Raw genomic sequence first — 1,761 nt, 5'->3', positions numbered from 1 at the left:
AAGGCCGCCGAGTTCGAAGAAGGAGTCGTCGACGCCGACTTGGTCGAGGCCCAGGACTTGGGCGTAGATGCCGGCCAGGAGTTCTTCGATGGCGTTGGCCGGGGCGCGATAGCGATCGGCGTCGGCGTATTCGGGTGCCGGCAGCGCCCGCTTGTCCAGCTTGCCGTTGACCGTCAACGGCAATGCCTCCAACACCACCAGCGCCGCGGGCACCATATAGCCCGGCAACCGCTGCCCCAACTGCTCACGGACCCGGACCGGATCGGCACTCCCGGTCAGATAGCCCACCAGCCGCTTATCACCGGGGCGGTCCTCACGCACAATCACCGCCGCCGAAGCAACCCCCGCACAGCCGGCCAGCGCGGCCTGCACCTCACCCAACTCGATGCGATACCCGCGGATCTTGACCTGCTCATCGGCGCGCCCCAAATAAGACAACTGCCCCGCAGCATCCCAACGCACCAAATCCCCGGTGCGATACATCCGCTGCCCCGCCGCCCCGAACGGGCACGCCACAAACCGCGACGACGTCAACCCCGCCCGGCCCACATACCCAAACCCGACACCACGCCCGGCCACATACAACTCACCCACCACACCCGCCGGCGCCGGACGCAACCACCCATCAAGCACAAAAAACCCAAGATGAGCCAACGGCACCCCCACCGGGCTCACCACACCATCGACATCACCCCAGCCGATCTCACGGAACGACGCATGCACCGTCGTCTCGGTGGTGCCATACATATTGACCAACCGCGGCGCCCCCGGATGACGCTCCAACCACCCCCGAAGACGCGCCGGCTCAAGGGCTTCCCCGGCAAAGATCACCGTCTCAAGCTTGAGCTGACGACCCAACTCCGGCGCCAGCGCATCAGCAGTCTGCAACGCATAAAACGCCGACGGCGTCTGACTCAACACACTGACCTGCTCGGCCACCAACAACGCGTGAAAATCCTCCGGAGAACGCGCCACCAACTCGGGCACCACCACCAACCGGCCCCCATGCAGCAGCGCGCCCCACATCTCACACACCGACACGTCAAACGCCAACGAATGCCACAGCGACCACACCTGCCCGGCCAACTCCAAGCACTCACCCAACGACGCCATCAGCTCAACCACATTGCGATGAGAAATCGCAACCCCTTTGGGCACACCCGTCGTACCCGAGGTGTAAATGACATACGCCACATCATCAGCAGCCGGCACCGCCAACCCAGCACTGGACTGGGCATCCACCACCGGGTCATCGACATCAATAACCCGCACATCCAACCCAGCCAGCCGATCAGCCAACCCCGCCGAGGTGATCACCGCCACCGGCGCCGCATCAGAAAGCACAAACGCCACCCGCGCCGCCGGCACCGCCGGATCAATCGGCACATAGGCCGCACCCGTCTTCAACACCGCCAAAATCGCCGCCACCGCCTCAACCGACCGCGGCAACAACAACCCCACCCGCCGACCAGGACCCGCCCCCCGAGCAACCAACAAGTGCGCCAACCGATTCGACGCCTCATCAAGCTCGCCATACGTCACCGAGCGGCCCCCACCACACAACGCCACCGCCTCCGGCGCACGCACAACCTGCTCACCAAACACCGCCGGAATCGACCCCACCGACCCCACCGGCGCCGACAACACCCCCCGATTACCCCACCCCAACAACCGAGCCGACTCAACCCCGTCAACCACACCCACCGACGAGATTGCCTGTGTCGGATCGGAGGTCATCGCCACCAACACCCGCTCCAAACG

Annotated in this window: 1 protein-coding gene; it reads right to left on the bottom strand. The window is 65.1% G+C overall.

Annotated features, from left to right (window positions below; all coding sequences use genetic code 11):
• Nucleotides 1-1,761, bottom strand: a 1,761-nt coding sequence (locus tag AWC14_RS09450; RefSeq protein WP_142281637.1) for a non-ribosomal peptide synthetase, incomplete at both ends; no start/stop codon positions are given.

The sequence above is a fragment of the Mycobacterium kyorinense genome (assembly GCF_002101735.1).
Taxonomy (GTDB): domain Bacteria; phylum Actinomycetota; class Actinomycetes; order Mycobacteriales; family Mycobacteriaceae; genus Mycobacterium; species Mycobacterium kyorinense.
The sequence above is the reverse complement of the archived record's forward strand: the minus strand, read 5'-3'. Positions and strand labels throughout refer to the sequence as shown.